The organism is Rhodococcus sp. 27YEA6 (assembly GCF_044908235.1).
GTDB lineage: Bacteria > Actinomycetota > Actinomycetes > Mycobacteriales > Mycobacteriaceae > Rhodococcus_F > Rhodococcus_F qingshengii.
Genome location: NZ_JBIYCY010000077.1, coordinates 1 through 1,007, shown reverse-complemented (window position 1 = coordinate 1,007; position 1,007 = coordinate 1). Strand labels below are relative to the sequence as shown.

Genomic DNA, 1,007 nt, shown 5'->3' with positions numbered 1-1,007 from the left:
GAGATCGCGGATGCGGTAGCGGCTCAGTTGTCGAAGATCGCTCATTTCTCCAACTTCGGTGATTTTGTTCCCGAGACCACGCAGGTGTTGGCCGAGCGTCTGGCGGCCATCGCGCCGGTTGCCGGGAGCAAGATCTTCTTCACCTCGGGTGGTTCGGATTCGGTGGACACTGCGGCGAAGCTTGCTCGTCGGTACTGGCACGAGGTGGGGCAGCCGGAGAAGACGATCATCGTCGGACGCCAGAAGGCGTATCACGGAATGCACGTTGCCGGAACGGCTCTCGCTGGTATTCCGGTGAACCGTGAGGGGTACGGCGAGCTGATGGCGGATGCGGCGACCGTCGGCTGGGATGATGCGAAGAGCCTGCTCGAGTTGATCGAGAAGATCGGTGCGAACAAGATCGCTGCGTTCTTCGCGGAGCCGATCATCGGTGCGGGTGGGGTGTATCTGCCGCCGGAGGGGTATCTGGCCGAGGTGCGTGACATCTGCCGTGAGCACGACATTCTGTTTGTCGTCGACGAGGTCGTGACCGGTTTCGGCCGGATCGGTGGTGAGTGGTTCGCGTCCACCCGTTTCGATTTGCAGCCCGACATGATGACCACGGCAAAGGGTTTGACGTCGGGTTACGTGCCGATGGGTGCGGTGTTCATCGCGCCGCGGGTGGCGGAGCCGTTCTATGCCGGTTCGTGGTGGCGCCATGGGTACACCTACGGCGGGCATGCCGGTGCTGCTGCGGCGGCGATGGCGAACCTCGACATTCTCGAGCGTGAGAATCTGCTCGCGGAGTCGAAGCGTTTGGAGGCGTCGTTGCATACGCATCTGCAGCCGCTGGCGGAGCATCCGCGGGTGGCGGAGGTTCGTAGTGGGCTCGGTGCGGTCGCCGCGGTGCAGTTGGCTGATCCGGCGGAGGCGTTGCCGTTCGTGAAGACGCTTCGTGAGCACGGTATTTCGGGTCGCGCGGCGGGTCAGGGTGCGATGCAGATTTCGCCGACGTTCGTCATGACCGA

1 protein-coding gene is annotated in these 1,007 nt (G+C 63.4%); it reads left to right on the top strand.

Annotated elements, in window-relative coordinates; translation table 11 throughout:
* Nucleotides 1-1,007 (top strand): aspartate aminotransferase family protein (locus tag ABH939_RS33190; RefSeq protein WP_404650742.1); only part of this gene is annotated, 1,007 nt, incomplete at both ends.